The organism is Oceanobacillus sp. AG, assembly GCF_009746545.1.
GTDB lineage: Bacteria > Bacillota > Bacilli > Bacillales > Amphibacillaceae > Oceanobacillus > Oceanobacillus indicireducens.
The window spans coordinates 22870-42206 of record NZ_WOWT01000021.1; the positions used below are offsets into that span (position 1 = coordinate 22870).

18 protein-coding genes and 2 pseudogenes are annotated in these 19337 nt (G+C 38.7%); 15 read left to right on the plus strand and 5 right to left on the minus strand.

Annotation, left to right across the window (positions count from 1 at the left end; genetic code table 11):
• The first annotated feature begins 7 nt into the window (after positions 1–7).
• Positions 8–1579: pseudogene (locus GN217_RS12060) on the plus strand (SagB family peptide dehydrogenase).
• Between the two features lie 445 nt (positions 1580–2024).
• Here the strand turns inward: GN217_RS12060 and GN217_RS12065 are convergent.
• Both GN217_RS12065 and GN217_RS12070 read right to left on the minus strand, forming a co-directional pair.
• Complete coding sequence (locus GN217_RS12065; RefSeq protein WP_156856933.1) at positions 2025–2306, minus strand: hypothetical protein; 282 nt, start codon at positions 2304–2306, stop codon at positions 2025–2027.
• Positions 2307–2522: 216 nt separating this feature from the next.
• Positions 2523–2843: a hypothetical protein gene (locus tag GN217_RS12070; RefSeq protein WP_156856934.1), complete on the minus strand. Its 321-nt coding sequence runs from the start codon at positions 2841–2843 to the stop codon at positions 2523–2525.
• A gap of 498 nt (positions 2844–3341) precedes the next feature.
• Here GN217_RS12070 and GN217_RS12075 point away from each other — a divergent pair, with 498 nt between their 5' ends.
• Together GN217_RS12075 and GN217_RS12080 are read left to right on the plus strand one after the other, a co-directional pair.
• Positions 3342–4391: an ATP-grasp domain-containing protein gene (locus tag GN217_RS12075; RefSeq protein ID WP_156856935.1), complete on the plus strand. Its 1050-nt coding sequence runs from the start codon at positions 3342–3344 to the stop codon at positions 4389–4391.
• A 44-nt stretch (positions 4392–4435) separates the two neighbouring features.
• Complete coding sequence (locus tag GN217_RS12080) at positions 4436–5515, plus strand: M20 family metallopeptidase (protein WP_156856936.1); 1080 nt, start codon at positions 4436–4438, stop codon at positions 5513–5515.
• A gap of 387 nt (positions 5516–5902) precedes the next feature.
• Here the strand turns inward: GN217_RS12080 and GN217_RS12085 are convergent, their stop codons facing one another.
• Positions 5903–6739, minus strand: a complete 837-nt coding sequence (locus GN217_RS12085) for a DUF6398 domain-containing protein (protein WP_156856937.1) — start codon at positions 6737–6739, stop codon at positions 5903–5905.
• Between the two features lie 795 nt (positions 6740–7534).
• Positions 7535–8563, minus strand: coding sequence for a ketopantoate reductase family protein (locus GN217_RS12090; RefSeq protein ID WP_156856938.1), 1029 nt, complete (start codon positions 8561–8563; stop codon positions 7535–7537).
• Positions 8564–8735: 172 nt separating this feature from the next.
• Between GN217_RS12090 and GN217_RS12095 the strand changes: the two genes are divergently transcribed.
• The 10 genes and pseudogenes from GN217_RS12095 (at position 8736) to GN217_RS12140 (ending at position 16366) form a co-directional block, all read left to right on the plus strand.
• Positions 8736–10217, plus strand: coding sequence for a methyl-accepting chemotaxis protein (locus GN217_RS12095; protein ID WP_156856939.1), 1482 nt, complete (start codon positions 8736–8738; stop codon positions 10215–10217).
• A gap of 6 nt (positions 10218–10223) precedes the next feature.
• Positions 10224–10496 carry a prefoldin domain-containing protein gene (locus tag GN217_RS12100; protein WP_156856940.1) on the plus strand — a complete coding sequence of 91 codons (273 nt, stop codon included), beginning with the start codon at positions 10224–10226 and terminating at the stop codon, positions 10494–10496.
• Positions 10493–10636 (plus strand): DUF5344 family protein, encoded by a 144-nt coding sequence (locus tag GN217_RS12105; protein WP_156856941.1) that lies wholly within the window; start codon positions 10493–10495, stop codon positions 10634–10636. The genes GN217_RS12100 and GN217_RS12105 overlap by 4 nt, the downstream gene beginning before the upstream one ends.
• 16 nt (positions 10637–10652) lie before the next feature.
• Positions 10653–10997, plus strand: coding sequence for a T7SS effector LXG polymorphic toxin (locus tag GN217_RS12110; protein WP_188856897.1), 345 nt, complete (start codon positions 10653–10655; stop codon positions 10995–10997).
• 302 nt (positions 10998–11299) lie between these two features.
• Positions 11300–12415 (plus strand): glutamate 5-kinase, encoded by a 1116-nt coding sequence (proB, locus tag GN217_RS12115; RefSeq protein ID WP_156856943.1) that lies wholly within the window; start codon positions 11300–11302, stop codon positions 12413–12415.
• Positions 12412–13659 (plus strand): glutamate-5-semialdehyde dehydrogenase, encoded by a 1248-nt coding sequence (locus GN217_RS12120; RefSeq protein WP_156856944.1) that lies wholly within the window; start codon positions 12412–12414, stop codon positions 13657–13659. The genes proB and GN217_RS12120 overlap by 4 nt, the downstream gene beginning before the upstream one ends.
• Before the next feature lie 431 nt (positions 13660–14090).
• Positions 14091–14231, plus strand: coding sequence for a hypothetical protein (locus tag GN217_RS12125; RefSeq protein ID WP_156856945.1), 141 nt, complete (start codon positions 14091–14093; stop codon positions 14229–14231).
• Between the two features lie 47 nt (positions 14232–14278).
• Entirely contained in the window at positions 14279–14545 is a 267-nt protein-coding gene (locus GN217_RS19210; protein ID WP_255454388.1) for a protein kinase family protein, read from the plus strand.
• Positions 14542–14994, plus strand: a complete 453-nt coding sequence (locus GN217_RS19215) for a phosphotransferase family protein (protein ID WP_156856947.1) — start codon at positions 14542–14544, stop codon at positions 14992–14994. Before GN217_RS19210 ends, GN217_RS19215 begins: the two co-directional genes overlap by 4 nt.
• Positions 14995–15368: 374 nt before the next feature.
• Positions 15369–16366 (plus strand): annotated as a pseudogene (locus tag GN217_RS12140) (bile acid:sodium symporter family protein).
• A gap of 234 nt (positions 16367–16600) precedes the next feature.
• On the opposite strand, the gene GN217_RS12145 reads toward GN217_RS12140, so the two are convergent.
• A complete protein-coding gene (locus GN217_RS12145; protein WP_156856948.1) occupies positions 16601–16888 on the minus strand; it encodes a restriction endonuclease subunit S in 288 nt (95 codons plus the stop codon).
• A gap of 362 nt (positions 16889–17250) precedes the next feature.
• On the opposite strand from GN217_RS12145, the gene GN217_RS12150 reads away from it, so the two are divergent.
• Positions 17251–17427: a hypothetical protein gene (locus tag GN217_RS12150; protein WP_156856949.1), complete on the plus strand. Its 177-nt coding sequence runs from the start codon at positions 17251–17253 to the stop codon at positions 17425–17427.
• An 88-nt stretch (positions 17428–17515) separates the two neighbouring features.
• Positions 17516–19201, plus strand: coding sequence for a methyl-accepting chemotaxis protein (locus GN217_RS12155; protein ID WP_232334423.1), 1686 nt, complete (start codon positions 17516–17518; stop codon positions 19199–19201).
• Positions 19202–19337: the final 136 nt, after the last annotated feature.

Genomic DNA, 19337 nt, shown 5'->3' on the forward strand with positions numbered 1-19337 from the left:
GTAGAGGATGAGTCTGGAAGAATTTCTGCACAATTTGCATTTTGATATTGATAAAGCAAATCAGCTGAACTGGGAAGTGGATTGGGAGGATGCACCGCTTGCATATAAACTTTACCGTGGATTACCGGTCGCTCCATTGTCCGAAGAAGTACCACTGACGCTTACTGGTGGAGAACCTTCTGCAAAACTGGATATCAATAGAGTTGGCCATTTTCTCTGGTATGTATTCGGATTGACTCAATTGAGTCAATCCGTCTTGCAAATAGATTCGACAGATCAAGATACCTTTCCGATGCAGTCCTATAGGCGTTATGCTCCATCTGGCGGGGCGCTATATCCTAACGAATTGTACGTTTATTTAAAGGTAGAAGGACTCCCGGATGGAGTTTACCATTAAGCACATTACAGCTTGGTGTTGCTGCGGGAAGGAAATTTCGATTTCTATTTAGCTAGAGCTCTGGGGAATCGGTGTGACATCCCCTCGTGTTTCGGTATTGTCTTTGTCTCGACAATGTTTTGGAAAAACTTTTTTAAATACAACAACTTTGCGTATCGACTCCAAGGGTTAGATGCTGGTGTGTTGATTGGACAGCTAATGGAGGTAGCGAAGCGGTTTGGCTTTGCCACAGGTGTGTACTTTCAATTTCTTGATACCGCAATAAATCATCTGCTTGGACTATCTGATCTGGAGGAGAGTGTATATAGTGTAATTCCCCTGTCGGTGGAAGCCACCAACTGGTCTATGAGCGGAGAGGACCGCCACAAAAATATTATAGCGGATGAATTGAAACAAGAGCTGCCAGCAATTCAAACCAATCATTTCGAGCGGTCACTACGGATCAAAGAATATCCGATGATAACTGCAATGAATAAAGCATCTAACCTAGAATCTACATGGTCATTTCGAGAAATAAAGGGGAGGACAATTGCAGAATATGGGGAGAACACGGTGACATTGCCTCATACAAAATCCTTGCCCTATGATCTCGCGGAAATATGTAAAAATCGATTTTCTCCAGACATGGATTTCGTATTGGAGAAGGTGGATCAACAACAGTTGGCTGCCCTTCTCCAAGAAGCAATGGCTGCTTTTTCATACAGAAATGATTTGGATGTTGCGTATAACAATGATCCGCCTCGTGTAACAATTTACAGCAGTTTATACATGGTTGAAGGAATTCCAAATGGGGCGTACTATTATGATAGCACCGAACACATGTTAAGGGAAATTCGTCCCGGAGACCATCGACTTCATTTGCAGAATGGAATGTCTTTTAATAATGTAAATTTACTCCAGGTTCCAATTTGCCTGCATGTGGCAGGTGATAAGGATTTCTATAAGAAAGAACTAGGATACAGGGGTTACCGAATACAGCAGATGGAAGCAGGTATGCTCGTGCAACGATTGCTTTTGGCTGCGTCGGCCCTTGGGATGGGAGGACACCCGCTGCTAGGGTTTGACGCTAATTTGAGTGATGAACTTTATAAAATCGATCGACAAGGAAGGACCAGCCTAATCCAGCTCCCAATTGGTCCCTACCGACCACGTCCAATGCTCAAGGGAAGCTTGCACGGATAATGTAGCTTGCAGGGAGTTAGGGAATTCCATGTATTAACGGTCTGTAATATCCCCACTGAATGAGTTTCACTTTTAGAAAGTTAAAAGTCTGGGTATTTATAACGCAATAAACGGTAAATCCCCGTTAAAGATGGTACTGCCAACAGCATCTTTAACGGGGATTTACCGCACATTTATAAGAGAAGAGCTTTCATACGTTTACTGAAATTAGTGGGAGACCCACTTTTTTTAAAGGAAAGTATAAAATAAAAATGCTAAGATAACATAGGTATCCAGGATTAGCCACGTCCGGCTCCAGCGCCCAGCAACTAGCAAACTTCACACTCCTCCAATCGATAAGTCAACATCAACTCACTATCGTTCGTTGTGTTTCCTTTATCTCATTCCAGAGTGCTCTAGTTTGTACGTTGCTAAACGGGCGCTTGCGCCTTTGCTCATGTCATCTTCATCGTTTTTTGTATAGTTTCACTTGGGATAAATCATTCATATCTCTGATTGTCGGATTGATTCCTTTTTTAATTAAATCTTCCAATCTATGGACAGCTTTTTTGAATTCAAAGTCAGATATCTGTTTTGTAGCTAAAAGTGTACATAACATAGCATATGCAATCGGAGTGGTATCAACATTGACTTCTATATCGACATCGGAATTACCGCTATAATCAATGGTAGATCGTGTATCGTTTCTAAAATCAATTGGATGGACATTGCTTCTTGCGTTTTCCAAGTAACATCTCTCCTTTCTTCACGCATTAACGGTCTGTAATACCCCCACCTCTAAACAAAAGGGAAAACCAAAATGTTAAGGTGGGGGATATACAGTCCGTAAATACCTAATTCTGTTCAACTAACATTCAGTGGGGGGTAAAGAATTCCCCACTGAATGAAGTTTCACGTTATAAGAAAAAAGTGGGATAATAAAGCTATCCCACTAATCGTTCATTTAACGACATCTTTTTTTTCTTCTGCGATGGCGTTTTCTACGGCGATGGTCATGATCTTTTTCATCATCTTCTTCACGGGATCTAACGTTAACATTTGAGTTGCCGCTTCTGATAACTTTTGCAACGTTTAGATTACGGTTTTTGTTTTTCAAATCATTATCATTATCATTGTCATTTCTGTTATCTAAATCGATATCACTATCAAAATCACTATCAAAATCAAAATCTACATCTACATCTGTATCTTCATGACCTCTACCGTCAGAGTAAAAATACTCTTGGTTTCCATCTTGATCATATTTTCTTTCGTACTCAGACATATCACTTTCCCCTCCTTTTCATCGTTCTACTATACTATATACATAATTAATTTTTATGAGTTGACTTTTACCTTGGATAAAACGTTTGTTTTTCACCTTTTAAAAAGAAGGTTTTGTTTTCTAAAGAAAGTTATCTTTTAAACACCCAAGACAACAACTAATAAAATAACAAAAGATGAAGGCCACTTTTTATAAGGAAGCCCAACATGTGAAGGTGGGGGTATACAGTCCGTAAATACCTGATTCTGTTCAACTAACATTCAGTGGGGAGGTAAGGATTCCCCACAGAATGAAGTTTCACTTTATGGAGCGTTTGCTTTCAAGATATTAACGTTTTAGATGACGTATATATTCGATCCTTAAACAAGAAAGTCGATGTTCAATGCTCCCAAGTTGTGAGTTTTACGAATAAAGGAAAAGATTAAAGTTTATCATGCTGGGTAAACATTAATATCTTGTTTCCGAAAAAATGATATAAACAACGAGGAGTTGAACAAGTTGAACATCTTATTGACATCAACAGCAAGAAGAATAGACTTGGTAAATTTTTTTAAGGATGCTTTAAAAAAGGTTGATATCGATGGGAAAGTAATTGTTGCCGATCCTGAATATAATTCGCCGTCACTCCAAACTGGAGACGAGAATTATGTAATTCCAGAACAAACAGATACAAATTATATGGATGCAATTATTGAGATTTGCAAGAAGCATGAGGTGGACTGTCTTGTTCCATTAAATGATTGGGAAGTACCCGAAATATCAGACCACAAAAAAGAACTGGAAAAATTAGGTGTATCTGTATTTGCGCCGAATTCCAGTATTGTAGAAAAGGTGCGGGATAAAGGGAAATACCGAGAGTTGCTGGAACCGTTTAACGTAAAATCCCCACTTTCCTATTTTAACGCAGAAGATGCGAAAAGAGCATTGGAAAAACAAGAAGTATTCTTTCCGTTAATCGTGAAGCCTCGTAACGGTTCCGCCTCAATAGGAATAGAACTTATTGACAATGTAGAGGATATGGAGTTTGCTTATCAGCATGCTATTCAGGAGATTAAGGGAAGCCCACTCGATGGAGACACTTCAAGAAAACCGCAAGATAATATCATCATTCAGGAAGTGATTGAAGGGGATAAGTTTAGTGTCGATATGTTTAACGATTTAAATGGCCGCTTTCTTACATCCTTTGCTAGGAAGCAATTAGGTATGAGGGGCGGAGATATTGACCGATGTATTACTGTAAATATTCCGGAATTAACAGACATTGCACAGCAGCTAGGTGAAGGTTTTGGCCATGCAGGTTATATAAACACAGATGTTTATTTTAATGGGAAGGATTATTATGTTATTGACATTAATCCCCGTTTTGGCGGTGGCTATGCGTTTACCCACTTAGCAGGAGCTGATATTCCATCTGCAATAATTGCACTAACTGCAGGGAAGGAGATACAAGAAGAGTGGCTGCATCAAAAACCTAATATCGAGCTAGCGCGTCATGATATCGTTGTTCCCATAAATAAACGTAAAATCATGGAAGCACTTGAAGAGTAGTAGCTGGTAAAACACTTGAATATTTTAAATGTAGGAGGGATAAAATGCGTGATCCAATTCCCTTACTAGAAGAATTAATAAAAATAGACAGTTCCACAAAGGCAGGTGCGAATGAAGCAATTGCTTATTGTGAGCAATGGTTAACCAACCAAGATGTCCCTGTTAAAAAAATAGAAAATCACGGATTTCACATGCTTGTAAGTGAATTAGGCCAAGGTGATTTTACGATTGTCTTGAACGGACATATCGATGTCATTGCAGCAGAGGAAAGACAATTCCAACCATATATGGAAGATGGGAAAATGTATGGCCGTGGTACAGCTGATATGAAAGCAGGAGTAGCTGCTTCAATGGTGGCAGCTGCTCAATTGAAAGATATGGAATTAACGTCCAAAGTTATGCTTCAAATCGTTCCAGATGAGGAGACCGGTGGCAAGTATGGAACGAAATATTTAACGGAAAAAGGCTACTTGGGAGACTTTATTATTTGCGGTGAACCAACAAATATGGGGATCGGCATTCAATCTAAAGGAGTACTCCAGATGGATATTACTGTCCTGGGAAAACCCGCACATGGAAGCCGGCCTTGGGAAGGTACAAATGCAATCACGAAAGCAATTGAACTCTATGAAGAAATTTTAGAGCTTCCTTTTGCACAAGAACGTTCATCCATGTTTACAAAGCCTTCTATCAATCTCGCAAAGATCCAAGGAGGGACCGTTTATAATAAAGTCCCAGAGCGGTGTGAGCTGTCACTGGATATCAGATATCTGCCACATCAATCTCCGGAAGATATCATTCATCAGATTAAGACAATTACAGACTGCAGTCTATCAATCCATAATCGCAATAATCCAATCAAGACAAAAGAAGACAATCCTTATGTGGAAGCGTTGGAAGAATCAATTAAACGAATTACTCATCTGGAAAAAGTTAATCTATTCGGTCAACATGGTTCCAGCGATGGACAATTTTTTACCGAGTACGGAGGTGCCGCTGTAGAATTTGGACCGATCGGCAGTGATTGGCATGGAGAGAACGAAATGGTTTACGTAGATTCGGTGAGAGAATACCGGGATGTGCTGGTGGATTTTGTTTTATCTTTAGGGGATGATTTAAGATAGAATTTTACAATTAGCGAGTCTAAAGCGCTGGAATCTTACAAATGTAAAGATCCAAAAGAAGCTTTTCAAAAGTTTGGCCAACTTTTGAAAAGCTTCTTCGTTCTAGGAAAACTCATAGCTTAGATTCAATTATAACTGGCATTTTTTTAAAAACACGATAAAACAGGAACATAGGTTCTCTGTGGTGGAATCAAATTATGAAAAAGACCACTCCTGTCAAAACGGTGACTGGGTGGTCTTCCTAGAGAAACTCCCTATCAAAATGGTGATTGGAAGTAATACATTACTTTTCCTTCATCTGTTTTTCACTTTCTAACATAACAATGTGTGATTGGGAATGCAATGGTGTGTAGGGTGTGAATATAGATAGATGTTCTCTACTTACACTTAACGGTAATTCCAAAACCAGTCCTGATAATCATTCACTAAGTTATAATTCTCATGACTCTCATCAAGCTCCAATTCGGCTAAAGGGATATATATTTTTTCTTCTTTTTGGATGCATTCCACTAAAATTCCATATAGATGATGAACTTTTATGTCCTGCTCTAATCGAATAAAATCGATATGTTCTTCTATTAAAAATAGACCAATTTGTTGTTTAGTTGTTATTCTAAAAGGGAATTTCATTTCTTTTTGCAAGAATGCATGATAGCGAAGGAGTCTTTCTTCCGTTACTTGCAGTAATTCAGACAGTTCTAAATCACTGTATGCTTTTTTTACTAAAGATAAGCCTATTATTTCTGCAACTCTTTTCTCCCAATTACTTATAACGAATTCTTCTTCTATTATACTTTTCGGAACTATAAAGCCATCGATAGTTGTTAATTGATTAAATGGACTGCGTTTATTGACTGATTCTACACCGAAAGTGCTGTCAAAATAAGACAAATTAAACATATCCCTAATTTGCTTTGATCTTTGTGAGGTGGTGCTTTGTTTGGTATTGAAGTGATCATAAATAACAGATGGAGAAGAAACATATGGCTCTGTATCCTTATCAAATAAAAAGTTGATTGTTCCGAGTGCATGGATGATAGCAGCTGCCCAAATTTCAATTCTCCCCTTAAGGAATGGAACTTCACGTTTTCTAGCCATTTTATTTATTAATTTTTCGATTACTACATCATATTCTTCATTTAAATGTATCCTACTAAATTCATTCGTAAGCTGAAAAAGCTGTTCTTTCTTTTCATTTTTCATTTCTTTAATATTTGCTGCCATATTCTTACCCTCTCCTATTTAGACTATATATTTAAAATGATTTTTTGGTTATCCTCACTTACAGTTCAATTATACACGTTCTAGCATACTATTTTTAGGGAATCTTTAAAAATGTGCAAGTATAAAATTAGAATAGTTATGTCCCAGTCTCAATAGCAAAATAAGACGGTGAAGGATCACTGCATTGTACCGGAGTACTTTAAAAATGGCAAAGTATTTAGTAGCTACATATGGTAAGCAGACTTGGGGAGTCGTAAGTGGTATGTAGGAAGAAAATATATTATGAACGTGTCTTAAAAGATTGGAATGACTTGAGTAAATGTAAATAATTATGTATATTTAAACTTGAGGGTATGATACCTTCCCTCCCTTTATAGAAGGGAGGGCATAGAAGTATGGAGCAGGTTTTGATTCTGATTACGTCTGTAGTCAATCTGATAATAGCAATCACTAATCTGATTGTCATATTATTAGACAGAGACAACAAAAGACGTAAAAAGAAAAAGAACTCTAAACGCTCACAACGTTAGAGTTCTAAACCACATGGGAGGGGAGTAAAATCTCCTCCTAACCATAATCTATGTCAATCATACCCTCTTTATTCAAAAAAATCAACATAAAGGGTGAAAATTATGGTGGCTGCAGCCTTAATGATTTCAATTGTGGCTCTTGTGGTGTCTGTAATCAATTTAGTAATTGTATCTAAAAACCGAAAATAACGATGGTTGTATAATGAAAAGTACATAAAATTTTTTATAATGGAAGCTGTGTTTACAAATAATAAAATGAAGTGATTTAAGAAAGTAACTCTCTAAAATAAGCAAGATTCTCCTCAAATTCAGGAAGCCCTTTTCCTTCCTCGGCTTTCTTCACCAATCGCACAAGTAAATCATTAAACGGAGTGTTGATGTTCACTTCTTTTCCTTTCGAAGCTACAAACCCATTTATATAATCAATCTCCGTTCTTTGTTTCTTCTCAAGGTCTTGCAGCATACTTGCTTTCAGTAAAGCTTGTGGACCAAATGCTTTTTTCGAAAAGCCAATAGCTTGTGGCAAGTTCGATTTGTCTGCAGCAATATTAAAGATGTTTAAATTAAATCCAGCAAGTTCGTCAAACTCGACACCGGATGCAGTGCCAACTTTAATCGTTTCATCGGCTAACATGACAGCACTCGTTACTGCAACTTCATCCTTTAAAACATCTCCATATGTACAACCTAAAGCAGCGGACATACCACTCATCGCGACGTTTACTAGCAATTTTGCCCACTTTGTTCCGATGAGATTTGCAGAAATTGTTGTGTTACCTACAGCATCAAGAATGCCTTTAATTTCTTGAATGCGGTCTGTAGTTGTTCCATCTAACTCACCGATTTGGAAAGCATTTGCTTGGAAAGACTCAGCGGCCGTTGTTAATTCAGATACCCCAGGCTCGACCCATGTTGCTCCAAATTCAACTGATCCGCCAACTATTCGTTTCTTTCCTAAAATAGAAGCTAAGGAATCTTCTGGAACTCCATTTTGTAATGATAAAACAATACTATCCGTATCTAAGTGTGGAGTGAGATTTTTCAAAACCTCTGTATTATACAATTGCTTCGTTAATAAAAGCACTAAATTATATTGGCCTTCCATTTGGTCCGGTGTGATTGCTTTTACAGGGATCGTTTCATTTATCGTACCAGTAATTGTAGCGCCCGATTGATTTAAGGCATCCACATGCGCCTGATTAACATCAATTAGCTCAACTAGTTCGTTATTCTTAGATAGATATGCTCCAATGATCGTCCCTAAGGACCCTGCACCCATAATTGCGATTCTCATATTACTTCCTCCTAGTACATAAGTTGTGATAACATAGGATAGTATACTGTACTTTTATGGAAAAATCATGTGGAGTGAATAAATACATATATTTATAGTTTGATTTAACATTGATCCCAGATAACCGATAATAGAAGCGGGATGTATGAGAAAATAGAAAAAGGAGATTGGCATGAAACAAGATACATATAACACACAGCGTGTTCATAAGGTTAACTTATTTCTGATGATTGCAACCGTTTTACTTTTAGTAGTACCAATTGTTTCTTCACGGGGTGTGGATGACACGGTTAGTATTATTATAGCGGGAGTTTTAGTTATTGTTTTATCAGTCGCTAATTATTTTTTACCTTTTCCGCCATATGTAAAAGGGTTAATCTTCGCCTTACTGCCATTAATTGTTGCGACATCAATGTTTTATTTAGATGGTTTTGCTTTAAATAAGCATTATATTATTCTTTTGTCTATCGCAATGGTGACACTCTATTTTAAAGAAGAACTTATACTTATATTTATTGGCATTGTTAATCTTGCATTTATTGTAACCTATCTGAGCGAACCGGAAGAGCTGCTCGGAATCGATAGTGACTTTAAAGGATTTATTACGGTCCTAGCGTTAATTAATGGAATAATGGCTGCTTTATACTTATTGACGAAATGGGGAAGAGAGCTAATTGATGAATCCTATCGCAAGGAAATGGAAGCCCAGCGCTTGACCGAGCGATTACAAGCAACCATACATACGATTGAGGAAAATACACATACACTGGACGACAATATTGACCATTTAAACACAAATATTACAACGATTTACGATTCAAGTCATCAAATTAATCAATCGGTGGAAGAGATGGCAGCAGGAATTCAAGAAGAGGCAGGTAGTATTAGTTCCATAAGTGAAGCGATGGGGGGTTCCGTTGAGAGGGCAAATCGATCAATTTCGATCTCGCGGGATATTGTAAATAAATCAGAGGCGATGAACGAAAACGTGCAAGAAGGCTGGCAGAAGATCAGCCAGCTTAATAATCATATGTCCACTGTAAATACTGCAATAAGTACAACTGCCGTCACGGTGAATGATTTGCAGACAAGTCTAGAAACCGTTAATTCACTCTTGCAGGGGATTAAGGATATCGCAGATCAGACGAACCTCCTTGCGCTGAATGCTGCAATTGAATCGGCTCGTGCTGGTGAACATGGAAGAGGTTTTGCGATTGTAGCGGATGAGGTTCGCAGATTAGCGGAACAAAGTGCCAATATAACCGTTGATATTGAAAACGTTACAACTGAATTCTTCGACAAATCGCGAAATGCGCACGATCGATCGCTGCAAGGAGAATCTGCTATTAAAGAAGGAGAAAAAATACTAGAGGAAATTTCTGCATATTTTGCAGAGATAAGAGATTCTTTCCAGTATACAAATGAAGAGCTTGCTACAGGGATGGAAGAGATACAATCATCGACAAGAAACTTTAAGGATATTCAAGCCCAAATAGAAAGTGTGGCAAATATTTCAGAGGAAAATGCATCAGCCACAGAGGAAATTGTTGCTACGATAGAAAGTGAACATGAGTTAATTGCCAATATCAATGAGGCGATTGAAGAGATCAATAGGTTGAGTGGGGAATTAAAAGGGATTGTTGTTGGGGATTGATCAATTATGAAAAAAGCTGGAGTCGCAGGGGGAAACCTCTCGACTCCAGCTTTTTTAACACACTTCCAAAAGAAGTCTCCCTCTTCAATTGGAAGCGTGGAATTATTGGCGAGTTATAAAGACATTGGAACGGTTCAATTAAACACTGTTCTGAACAGATTAGAACAAGAAATAGAGACTCTCGAACAATCAATCACTAGCTTACATGAACAAATTGCTTCGACCAACTCAAGTATTTCTGCTTTAAAAGAAAGAAGAGAGGAGCTTCGCAATCAATGACTAAAGAAATTAAACTGAACGAGGCCAAAGTAAAATCTGCATTATCGGAATTGAAATCTATTGCGGATCAGTTTGAATCCACTTTCTCCAGTATGAAGGAAGAAGAAAACAAGCTAGACATTTTTTCAGGAAGCACATGAGAAGTTTTTAATCCATTTGTATGAGATTCTAATTGATTTTGAAAACGGATTGAAGCGGATGGAACAAGCAATCCAGTCGTTTGAATTAATTCCAAATGTAAGGATTGAGCAAAGTTTTTTAGAAAATGATATTAATTACGGACTGCAAAATGTTAAGAATACAACACTGAATTTGACAGATGCTGCGAACCATACGATACAAAGTGTCCGCGATATTGTTACTCTGCCACAGCTCCATCCTGATGAATTGATCCATCGGGTCCGGCAAGGCGAAAAGCAAACCAAGCAACTCGTTGAACAGTTCCCTATTGACAATCTTATCTTTCCTCGCCATAATAGTGTACATATATCCGAACGGTGACAAAGGAATAGTATGCAGTACTTGCTATGAAAGAGAGTGGAATTTATAAGCTGAGAGATTCCGCCATAGACAACCTGCAGAACCTGCCTTTGGAGTCCCATGCAACACATGGGCGCGAGATCAAGCGTTATTGATGAAGTGGAATGTGCATACATTCAAGTAATGGTGGTACCGCGGAAGCAAGCCCTTTCGTCCTTATAATATAGGATGAAGGGGCTTTTTTAGGTGGATTATAACCAGATTTATCACTTTATTCTGTAAAGTAAGTAAAGCGTTAATAGAGTAAACGGAGGAAACAGAAAATGCGTAGACAACGAATTGTAGTCAAAATCGGCAGTAGTTCACTTACGAACGAAAAGGGTGAAATAGATCAGCAAAAACTGGATGAACATGTTCGTGCACTTGTTGCGCTAAAGGAAGCTAACCATGAAGTAATCCTGGTATCTTCAGGTGCAGTTGCGGCAGGTTTCCGCGGACTTGGTTATTCTTCAAGACCGGTAACCCTAAAAGGTAAACAAGCAGCCGCGGCAATCGGACAAAGCATGCTGATTCAGACATATATTGAGAAATTTAGTTCCTTCGATATAAGGGTAGCCTTATTATTGTTAACTAGGGATGACTTTTCAGACCGGGAGCGCTACCGAAATGTTTATGCAACGATGACAGAACTGTTGGAAAGAGGCGCAATACCAATCATCAATGAAAATGACACTGTATCAGTTGAAGAATTGACATTTGGTGATAATGATATGCTATCCGCTTTGGTCAGTGGCTTTATCCATGCCGATCAGCTCATTATATTAACAGATATTAATGGAATTTATAATGGAAATCCGCGAACGAACCCCGCCGCAGTAAAATATGACTACTTAGATGGAATAACAGAAGAGATGATTCAAGATACAGATTCGACTGGATCGAAGGTAGGCACTGGAGGAATGAAATCAAAGCTAATCGCAGCCAAAACCGCAACGATGCTCGGCGTTCCTGTCTTTATCGGGCACGGGAAAGGCCATGATAAACTCATCCAAGTTTTACAAGGAAATGGCGATGGCACGTATATTGCGAGCCATTCCAAAGCTCCAATCAATACGAGAAAACAATGGATTGCGCTCCATTCTGAAGCAATGGGGAGAATTTATGTGGATAAAGGAGCAGAAGAAGCAATATCCAATCAAGGAAGCAGTTTACTTTCAGCAGGAATATTAAAAATAAGCGGGACCTTTGAAAAGGGTGATGTTGTCCATGTGTATGGAATGCATGATTTACTTGGAAAAGGAGAAATAAGCTGTTCATCTGATGAACTCGAGCAGACGATCAAAAGCCATAGCGATAGAGAAAAAGTCACACCATCTATCGAAGTAATCCATCGTGACGGTTGGGTTAGTGTAGAAAAAATAGGGGAGGCATTACCATGAGTGAAGTGATTCAAAAAGGAAAGGCTGCGAAAAAAGCAAGTTATGCTATGTCAAGCGCAACAACAGAAGAGAAAAACGAAGCACTGTCCTTGATTGCAGCGCAATTACTTAACGATCAAGATATGATTCTTAAAGAAAATGAAAAGGACCTTACCGCAGGACGTGAAAGTGGGCTTACTTCATCTGTATTGGACCGAATCATGTTAAATCAGGAAAGACTAGAAGGGATTGCTGCTGCGATAGAGGAAATCATCGTACTTCACGATCCGATCGGCGAAATCCTGGAAACAATCCATAAAGACAATGGGATGAAAATCGAGGAGAAACGTGTCCCGCTTGGAGTTGTCGCGATGATTTATGAAGCTAGACCGAATGTTACGGTCGATGCAGCAACCTTGACACTCAAAACGGGAAATGCAGTTATTTTAAGAGGAAGCTCCTCCGCTAAAAATTCCAATCTAGCGCTAGTGAACTCAATCCACCGTGCTATGGAAAAAAGTAAACTACCCGTTGATGCTGTTCAGCTAATTGAGGATACGAGTAGAGAAACAGCTAGCGAATTATTCCGGTTAAATGATTATTTAGACGTATTAATACCTCGCGGTGGTAAAAACTTGATTGATACGGTTGTTCGAGAAGCTACCGTACCGGTAATTGAAACAGGTGCTGGAAATTGTCATGTATTTATTGATCAAACTGCAAAGCAACCGATGGCAGAAGCGATTGTTTTAAATTCGAAATTGCAACGCCCATCCGTATGTAATGCAATTGAGTCGCTTTTAATCGATGCTTCCTGGTTTGCCGAATATGGCAAGGAGCTTTTAGAAAAGTTAAAAGTGAATGATGTACAGATTTATGCTGATGAGCGGGTTCGTGAAGATTTCCCTGACGTTCTTGAAGCATCGGAAGAAGACTGGGCGAATGAATATCTCGGACATGCCATTAGTGTTAAAGTGGTGGATTCACCGCAGGAAGCAATCGAACATATTAATCAATATGGAACAAAGCATTCTGAAGCGATTATTACGGAAGACGCTCGAAATGCTGAAATGTTCCTACAACATGTGGATGCAGCGGCAGTTTATCATAATGTATCGACTCGCTTCACGGATGGATTCGAGTTTGGATATGGTGCGGAAATTGGAATAAGTACGCAGAAGTTACATGCAAGAGGGCCAATGGGACTCAAAGCATTAACTTCGAGTAAAGTGCGTATTACAGGAGATGGGCAGGTTAGAAGTTGATATTTAGCGGAATTCCAGAAGAGTTTTTTTTAAAACCAAAGGGTCAGACCAGCTGCACCACCGGCTCACTTTTATTTAACTAAGAAAAGCCTCTCAAAAGTTCAGTGAACTTCTGGGAGGCTTCATTAAAATCTTTGGTTTAGGTTGTCGTGTTACTTTATTAGTACCTACCAGTGGTTCTCAACATTTCTTCTTATATATTTTTTATAAGGAATCGTGAGGGGGGAGAGTATAAAGGTTGATACGACAGTTATGGTAACGTTTACAATTAAGCGGGAATATGTTATAATATATACAGTAAATCATATACTATTTTTTATTTAAGAGAGCCCACCTTTGGCTCTTTTTGAATGTATAGGAAACAATAAATAAAATTGCTGCCGAATGCATGCATGTTTTCTGTACTAATAATATTAAATGGAGGGGGTCACATGGATAAAAAATTGATGAGCTCGTTGATTGAAAATACACAGAATATTCCGGTATCGAGTATTGAAGATATGAGACGGACGCCCGGTGGGATGACAAATGACAGTTATTTTGTCACAGTCAATGGGGAAAATATGTCGTAAGGATTGCTGGCAAAGGAACTGACGAATTAATTGACCGCCAATCGGAAATGAATAATCTAATATATGGAACAGAAATTGGAATAAATCCAGAACTTATATATTTTGATATAGAAAGTGGGCTAAAGATTACTCGGAAATTAGAGTCTTCGAAAGCATTAACTCCAGAATTGGCAAGAGAAGGTCAAATCATGCAAAAAATCATTAACCTGTTCCAGCGACTTCACTATTCTAAGAAGCCAATGACCAATCGGTTTGATTTATTTGGATTAATGGGACACTATAAAACCTTGTTCAAGAGGTCCAACCTTTCATGATGGAAAAGATTGCACATATGAAAGAGCATATATTGGCCTTAAAAAAAGAGTATGAAACGATGGAAGTGATAGAGGCTCCGTGTCATATAGATACGGTTCCTGCCAATATTTTAGTAGATAAGAAAGATCAGTTGTATCTGATTGATTGGGAATATAGCGGAATGTTTGACCCAATGTGGGATATAGCGACATTGTTTCAAAGATTATTTTTCACAGAGGAAGAACAACTGTTTTTCCTAAAAACTTATTTTGGACGCGATCCTAGACCTGAAGAAATGCAGCGTATTTTGTTGCATGAAATTTTCCAAGATTATTTATGGTGTTTATGGACGATTTATAAAGAGGCAAAAGGCGAAGATTATGGAGCGCTTGCAATGGAACGCATGGAGCGAGCTATGAAAAATATTGCGGAATACAATACGACGTATAATTTTGATGATGTTGTATGACCAATTTATCACGTATTAACGGTCTGTAATACCCCCTCTCTAAACATGAAGGAAACCTAATATGTGAAGGGGGAAACAGTTCGTAAATTCCTGTTTCTGTTCAACTAACATTTAGTGGGGGGAAAGGATTCCCCACTGAATGAGTTTCACTTTATAGTCGTATCAAGGGCTTTTCTAGAAGAGGAAGAGCCCTTTTATATTACCGCAGAAAAGTAAAACCTAACCTTTTGCTTAAGTTACATTATTTCTTTCCGGATCACCAATGTTTAATTTATCTAAACATTCACTTTACATTATCCGAATAAAGTGATACTATCAATCTCAATTATACATAGGAGCATACCAACAAAGCACAAACAAAAGGGGAATCAGTCATGGATGTAATCAACAAAATAAGTAACATAGCCGGTAAATATTTCGCGCTTATTATCATCATTTTTTCAGTCATTGCTTTCTTGGTTCCGGAGTGGTTTTCTTCATTTGGATCATACATAACAATTTTACTCGGAGTCGTCATGTTCGGGATGGGGCTGACATTAAAAGCATCCGACTTTAAATTAGTTTTTACGAAACCAATACCTGTTTTAATTGGAGTCGTTGCGCAGTTTTCAATTATGCCCACGGTGGCATTTGTTATCGCTTATTTATTAAAACTGCCTGCAGAAATTGCAGCTGGCCTTGTTTTGTTAGGAAGCGTTCCGGGCGGGACGGCATCCAATGTAATGGTGTATTTGGCAAAAGGAAATTTGCCGCTTTCGATTACGATGACAAGTGTTTCCACCTTGCTTGCTCCTATCATGACCCCACTTCTATTATTAATATTCGCGGGGCAATGGTTACCGGTTGATCCATGTCGATGTTTATGTCAATTGTACAAGTAATCGTTATCCCAATCATCTTAGGATTATTGGTTAATAAATACTTCCCGAAAACAACGGAAAAAGGGGCATCCATTCTGCCTTTAATATCCATTGTTGCGATTACAATTATCGTTTCATCTATCGTTGCAAATAATAAAGAAAACATTGCGAGTGCTGGAATTCTAGTATTCGTCTCCGTATTGCTCCATAATGGATTTGGACTATTATTAGGATTCTATGCAGGAAAATTGTGTAGATTACCAGTGCAGGATCAACGTGCAATTTCAATTGAAGTAGGAATGCAAAATTCAGGTCTCGGTGTTGCTTTAGCTTCCGTCTATTTCACGCCATTAGCAGCATTGCCAAGTGCATTTGCGTCTGCTTGGCAGTTGATTACTGGTACCATGCTTGCCTCCAAGTGGGGGAAAAGTGAAGTTCCAAATAAACAAAACACACGAGTTGAAGAACAATCAAACGATGCTGCTGTAGAAAAAAAGAAATTAACAAATTAACAGAGGCTTCTCAAAGGTCCGTCAGACTTTTGAGAAGCCTTATTCTATCAAATTGATCTTTGCAATAGGGGAGGTTATCTTATCAGCGTAAAATAAAAAGCGCCTATAAATATAGGCGCTAACGATTATTCGTGGCGAGAGAACTATGTGTTCACATCACATGTTTAACCTGTTCCTCGACTTACACGAATCAGCTCATCGCTATATAAGTATACCATGGTTCGGCTAAGATAACTAGATGGCCATTACTTGTCTAGCGATGTGTGATACATCATACGGATTGATTGCCAATTCGCCTATTGTTCCTTTTACTGATATTAAAATATCTCCATTCCTTGAAAAAACACTTGGTTTTTGTGTTGTTCTTACCGTGTTCACGGTGCCTGCTTTAAAATTGTTAGCACCTGTAATATAAGGAATGCCTTCTTTTGAACTGTCCGAATAACTGTCTGATTTTAAGTCTCTCTCAGAAATCAATTCAATTGCGTTTCGTAATCCGCTCCATTCCCAACCCTCAGGCAATCCACTGTATTATATTGGAAGACTTAAAACGATTGCTAGCCGAAGAAGGTATTGAAACAAGAACTCCCAGAGAAGCACTAAAACAAGTCTATGCTGTAGACTGGATATAAAATGAACAGGCCAGATCATAAAGTGAAACTTCATTCAGTGGGGGTTTTCTTACTTTAATCCTTCCCCCACCCTTCACATATTGGCTTCTTCTCATGTTTAGAGGAGGGAGGGTTAAAGACCGTTAATACTGATAAATGCAAGAAAATAAATAAGTAACTTTACAAATAACACACTCCATAATATACTATAAAAATCTAGTTCTTTCGTAGGATATGGATTTTTTGTTTGAATTGGAGTGAGGTGGAGTACATATGAAGAAAACATTTGGTTTGCTCATTGGCGGACTGCTGGCCGGTATATTTATTTGGTTGTTTATCACTCACAGTTCCGTAAATGAGTTGAGAGATGATGTGGAAAGAAAGCAAGCTCTTGTAAACGAAATTGAAGAGAAGTTTGAAGAAGTTGCTGTAGAAGTGGATGCAGATTAGAAACAGTCGTCTATTATAGCGATGTAAACGAAATACCCATCTTATTAAATGTTCAATGCTTAACATGGAAGGGAAGCGAATTTTAAAAGTGAAATTTAAAAGTATACGTGCAAGAACTTTAGCAGGATTTTTTATTATAATCGCCTTTGTTATTGGAATTTCAATCATGGGCTTTATCTCCACTACGCAAAGCAATAATGTATTAAGGAACATTGCAGATGAAGATCTGCCAATGCTGATAGCGGATGAGGGGTTGACTACGAATTTTGCTAATCGTGTGGGCAGTGTCCGTGGCTATTTACTAACGGGAGATAATGAATTTAAGGAAAAGTTTGATCTTCTTACAGACGAAGCTCGTGAATTTGAGGATGATATTCTTGAAAAAAATTATTCTGAAGAAATGGAGCAACTTATTAACGATACAGTCGAATGGCGTGAAATAGTCATAAATGATGTATTTGCTACGTATGACGAAGGAAACGTAGAGGAGGCACTGCAGTTATTCGAAGAGAATGTTGTCCCGATAGGTGAAGGGTTGCTGGACAGTTACCAGCAATTGGCAGAGGGTCGAGAGGCAATGATTCTTAACGCAGCAGATAATGCGATTACAGAGGGAGAATGGACATTAGTAATATCACTTGTTATCTCGGTTCTGGCAATAATCTTAAGTATTGGAGTTGCTATTCTTTTCGCCCGCATGATTTCAAGTCCAATTAAAATAGTCATGGAACGAATGGATCAAATTGCGGCTGGTGATTTAAGTCAAGAACCGCTTGAAGTAAAAGAGGAGGATGAAACAGGACAATTGACTGTATCGACGAATATGATGAATAAAAATATGCGCGATCTGTTGCAACGGATTAACACCGTGTCCGAAACGGTCACAAGTCAGAGTGAAGAGCTAACCCAATCGTCCAATGAAGTAACGGAAAGCTCGGAGCAGGTGGCAGCTACGATGGAAGAAATCGCAGCTGGTTCTGAATCTCAAGCGAATAATGCATCGGACCTCTCGAATAATATGGGGATATTCACGACGAAATTGCAAAAGACAGCTGAAGAAGGTGAAGAAATTCAACAAACGGCATCTGAAGTACTCCATTTGACGAATGAAGGTTCCGGGTTGATGGAGGCTTCGATGGAGCAAATGTCGGAAATAGACCGAGTAGTTCATGAAGCTGTATCGAAAGTGGAAGGGTTGGATACCCATGCTCAGCAAATATCAGAATTAGTAGTAGTCATTCATAATATCGCGGAACAGACAAACTTACTTGCATTAAACGCGGCGATTGAGGCGGCGAGGGCAGGCGAGCATGGTCAAGGATTTGCGGTTGTGGCAGATGAGGTAAGAAAGCTTGCCGAACAATCTTCCCAATCCGTAACGAATATAACAGATATTGCCGAGCGGATCCAAAGTGAGTCCAGCATGGTTGTTGCGTCACTTAAGGCTGGATATGCAGATGTCATCCGAGGTACCGAGCAGATTACAAAAACAGGAGAGACTTTTAGAAGGATTACAACATCCGTAACCGGTGTCGCAGGTAGTATTAAAGAAGTCTCTCTCAATCTGCGCGAGATAACGGAAAGTAATGAGCAGATGAACCGAGCAATTCAAGAAATTGCAGCCATATCAGAAGAATCTGCAGCAGGGGTAGAGGAAACCTCAGCATCGATTGAACAAACGAGCTCTGCGATGGTTGAAGTTGCCGCAAGCTCTGATGAACTGGCGAAGTTGGCAGAAGAATTGAATATGCTTGTGAATGAATTCAAGTTGTAAGCTTATCTTAATTCCTAAGTGATTTTCTCTATAACACAAAATTAATAAACCCCTATACTAAATGGTTAATTGTATTTAGACTGACTGTTTAGCGTGGGGGTCTTTTGTTGCAGGTAGAATTGAATTTTTCACTATA